Source organism: Caballeronia sp. (assembly GCF_049581465.1).
In the GTDB taxonomy this organism is placed as follows: domain Bacteria; phylum Pseudomonadota; class Gammaproteobacteria; order Burkholderiales; family Burkholderiaceae; genus Caballeronia.
The window spans coordinates 1-4,216 of the sequence record NZ_JBAUSA010000734.1 but is presented as its reverse complement, the minus strand read 5'-3'; the positions used below and the strand labels follow the sequence as shown (position 1 = coordinate 4,216).

Genomic DNA, 4,216 nt, shown 5'->3' with positions numbered 1-4,216 from the left:
CCCTTACCGCCCGCCGAGCCCGCCAGCGACGGATCGCTGAAGATCGGCTCTCTCAAAGGAGCACCTCAATATGAATAATCTGCACCGCGAGCTAGCCCCCGTCTCCGCCGCTGCCTGGTCGCAGATCGAGGAAGAAGTCGCGCGGACCTTCAAGCGCTCCGTTGCCGGCCGCCGCGTGGTCGATCTCAACGGGCCGGGCGGTGCGAACCTGGCCGCTGTCGGCACCGGTCATCAGGCAACGATCGCAGCGCCTCAGGAAGGCATGAGCGCACGGCAGCGAGAGGTCAAGGCACTGGTCGAACTGCGCGTGCCCTTCGAACTGCAGCGGGAGGCGATTGACGATGTCGAACGCGGCTCGGAGGACTCCGACTGGCAACCGGCGAAGGATGCGGCCCAACGACTCGCCTATGCGGAAGACCGGGCGATTCTGGACGGCTACCAGGCGGCGAACATCGTCGGCATCCGGCAAGGCACGTCGAACCCCACGCTGTCGCTGCCCGCCGACATCAGCGACTACCCGGAGGTGATCGCCCGCGCGCTCGAGCAACTGCGTCTTGCCGGCGTCGACGGTCCTTACTCGGTGTTGTTGGGTGCCGATGCGTACACCGCGCTGAGCCGCGCGAGCGACCAGGGCTACCCTGTCCTCGAACATATCAAGCGGCTCGTCAATGGAGAGATCATCTGGGCGCCGGCCATTGATGGCGGCAGCGTGCTTTCCACCCGGGGCGGCGACTTCGACCTGCATATCGGGCAGGACCTTTCCATTGGATATTCTAGTCACACTGACACGGTGGTGCGCCTGTACCTGCAGGAGACGTTGACGTTTTTGTTGTTGACTGCCGAGGCTTCGGTGGCTGTACTGCCCGCTTAGATATGGGGTGGGCGGTTCTGCTTGCGATGAGTGTGGGGCCCTTGCGCCACAATCACCGCAAGCAGAACCGTGCTCCCATGCCCATCCCCACGGCCATGTGTGTGACATCGTACAGACCACGGTCTCTCCCAGTGCGACCGTCGAGCCGTTGAAATAGAAACGTAAACGTTTGCTCGCCGCGCAGTCGCAGCGCAAAACCGCTATGCCATATCGTTCGCCGATCGAATAAACCGGGTTCCGAGTCACGCGTGTCTTTCGGGAAGATCCGTCATGCCGAGTCTCTTTTCCAGCCTGTTCCAGCGAGCATCGTCACGAAACCGTGCCGCGCTCGCCGTCAGGACGACGAAAGACGACAAGGACAGCCACGCGTCCTCGACGTTGCCATGCGACTTTCAACACACCGAGTTTGTGCAGGCCGGACGCCATCGCGCAGCAGTTGGACTTCCTCCTCTTGAAAACGCCACCCAGGTCCCCGGCCTTGCAATCTCAGGCGGCGGGATCCGCAGCGCAGTGTTTTCGCTAGGCGTCCTCCAGGCGTTGGCCGATCGCGATGTGCTCAAGCACTTCAGCTATGTATCGACGGTGTCCGGCGGAAGCTACATTGGTTCCTTCTACGGCAGCCTTTTCGTCCCCGATGCGTCGCGCACCGGCAACTCGGCAACACCGCCACCGCCAGACGAATTCGCCGCGAAAGCGGCCAGGGCGTCGCATACGCTCCGCCCGAAGACGTCCGCCCCCGCCCCTGCTAGCGCGATCACGCCCATCGCGTATCTGCGCGACAACTGCAACTATCTCGCACCGAACGGCATGAGCGACGTGCTGCAATCCATCGCATTTTCGTTGCGAAACTGGTTCGCACTCCAGTACGTCATCGGCATGTCATTGATCACCATTCTGCTGTGGATCAGCCTGGTGAACTACGGGTTCTTCGAACTAACGGGCATCGCGGTTACCTGGCCTCCGATTCTAAGATCCCTGCCTGGGCTCCTCACGATCGCTATCGCCATTTTGATCGTTTCGCCGCTGAGCCGAGCGTACTGGCTAACGCAGAACCTGGCGCAGGAAGCTAAAGCGCTCTTTAAGATCTTGCCGTTTGCTTCGCTAGTGATCGTCATCGGCATCGCGCTGGCGAGTCTCGAATTCAATCATCCCGGGACGCTTCGGACGTTGGCTTCCGGAAAAATGTCCGCATTGCCGCGGCCCAGTTCGCCGGTCGGATTCGGCTCGCTGCTGGTGGTCATCACCGAGATTTTTTCGCTCGGTGCATTCGTCATCGCATGCATCTATGCAAGCCGGAAGGGGCGACCGGGCAAGACCCCGCGCTCAGGATCGAACGCGACTCCGGCTTCAAGTCCCGGTTTGCAGCCCGACTCCCCCTTCGACAAACGCGCGTTCGTCGACCACGTGCGAAATTCGCTGACTAATGCGTACACGACACCGCTTCACGTCTGCAAGCAGGCCCTGTTGTCGGGCCCGATCCAGGTGATGATCTGGACCTTCGCCATCGCGATTATCGATGCCCTCGGCCAGCTCTTCTACGCATGCTCGGGAGGCGCATCGAGCCATCCATTCGGTGCCGACTCCCCCGTAACGTGCATTTTCAGTGCATGGATCCCGCACCCGTCCCCCGCTGGTAGCAGCTCGCCAGTCGCGGCGATGCTAGGCGTGCTGGCAAGTTCCGGCGCGGCAGTATGGGCCGCCGCCAAATTCCTGCTGTCCAACGGCGTGACCCTCAAAAGTACGCTTCTTAAAATACCGAGAATTTATCTCGCGTCTGTCGCGGCCGTGCTCGCCGCGCTGGTCACCCTGACGTTCTGGTCGATTGCCGCACGCGCCGTTGCGGCCTCGCTCGGCGGCTACGTCCGCCACTTTTCCCTTGCCGGCCATTTCTTCTGGACATCGCAGAATGAGCCCTCCAAAGCCGTCATTTTCCTGTGTTTCCTCGCGGCCACGAGTGGGGTCGTGCTGCTCCTGGCGAGCATCGACGGTCTTTGCGTCCAGTTCCTCAACCTGTCGACGTATCAACGCCTCTACAGCGTGCGACTGACCCGCGCGTTCATCGGCGCGACCAACGCGAAAAGGCTAACGAACGAAGAATCACGTGATGTCACCTCCCTTGTTGAAGGCGACAGCATCTCAATGGGCGAGTACTTTCACGAGAGCAGTTGCGCCCCTGTGCATCTGATCAACACGACGATCAACAAGACCATCGACTGGAATTCGTCGCTGGTCCAGCGCGGCGCGCGCGGCATGATCATGAGCGTCGGACCCGCGGGCATTACGATCGGCGCGAAGCTGGGCGTGCTGCTATGCGAATGGAAGGGAGCCAATGACATATCCACCAAGGCGAGGCATGTCCTGAACCGCAAGGACGTCTCGAACATCTGGGTTGAGTCACTGACGCTCGGCGACTGGATCGCGATTTCGGGCGCAGCGGTCAGCACCGGGCTCGGACAACAGACCCATCCAGGCTATTCGTTGCTGTTCGGCATCGCCAATATCCGGCTCGGCTACTGGTGGGATACGCTCTCCACGCCCATCGGAGCGGTGACCAAAAAAGATCCGCAAAAGCGCGTACCGATTCCCGACAAAAATGCGCCAAGGCGTTTCATTCGCGAGAAATGGTTCGGCACGCAGTTCTGCCTGACAAGCGAGTTGCTAGGCCTATTCGATGGTCCGCGCGCGCGCCGCTGGTATCTGACCGATGGGGGCCATTTCGAGAACACGGGCGCCTACGAGCTATTGCGTCGCAGGCTCGAATTCATCGTTATCCTTGACAACGGCTGGGACTCCGCCTACGCCTTCGCCGATCTCGCGAACCTGATGCGACGCGTGCGCGTCGATTTCGGCGTCGAGATTACCGAATCGCCTTGCAAGATGACAATGCCTGAATCGCTGCCCGTGAATGAAGACGTCGTCGCCAAGTCGTTCGACGAATTCAGGTGTAATCCTAAGCATCTTGCGCTGCGCCTGATGACTGCCTTTCCCGGCGGCCGTACCGGCCAGATCCTGGTGATCAAGCCTCGCCTTACCTCTGCTGCGCCCCACGATGTACGCCAGTACAAGATCCAGAACCACGACTTTCCGCAGGAGACGACCGCCGACCAGTTCTTCGACGACGTCCAGTGGGAATCGCATCGACAGCTTGGCTACTCGCAGGGCCGCGCGCTATTCGGTTGAAAAGCTGGAACGTGTGATCCGATCGTGCTCAAGCGCTCGCCAGCGTGTCGCGCTTGATCTTCTTCGCGATAGACCATTTATGGACCTCTGTCGGGCCGTCGTAGATTCGAAACGCGCGGATCTCGCGGAACACTTGCTCGACGATCGTGTCGCGCGACACCCCCG

At 60.8% G+C, this 4,216-nt stretch carries 3 protein-coding genes; 2 read left to right on the top strand and 1 reads right to left on the bottom strand.

Features of this window, described 5'->3' with window-relative positions:
* Positions 1 to 70 precede the first annotated feature (70 nt).
* Positions 71 to 871 carry a family 1 encapsulin nanocompartment shell protein gene (locus WCA53_RS17990; RefSeq protein WP_423913427.1) on the top strand — a complete coding sequence of 267 codons (801 nt, stop codon included), beginning with the start codon at positions 71 to 73 and terminating at the stop codon, positions 869 to 871.
* Between the two features lie 270 nt (positions 872 to 1,141).
* Entirely contained in the window at positions 1,142 to 4,051 is a 2,910-nt protein-coding gene (locus WCA53_RS17985; RefSeq protein WP_423913424.1) for a patatin-like phospholipase family protein, read from the top strand.
* Positions 4,052 to 4,079: 28 nt separating this feature from the next.
* On the opposite strand, the gene WCA53_RS17980 is transcribed toward WCA53_RS17985, so the two are convergent.
* A partial coding sequence (locus tag WCA53_RS17980; RefSeq protein WP_423913432.1) for an acyl-CoA dehydrogenase family protein occupies positions 4,080 to 4,216 on the bottom strand: 137 nt, incomplete at its 5' end.

Coding starts and splice junctions, on each gene's coding strand:
- WCA53_RS17985 (WP_423913424.1), top strand. CDS start 1,142: ATGCCGAGTCTCTTTTCCAGCCTGTTCCAGCGAGCATCGTCACGAAAC.
- WCA53_RS17990 (WP_423913427.1), top strand. CDS start 71: ATGAATAATCTGCACCGCGAGCTAGCCCCCGTCTCCGCCGCTGCCTGG.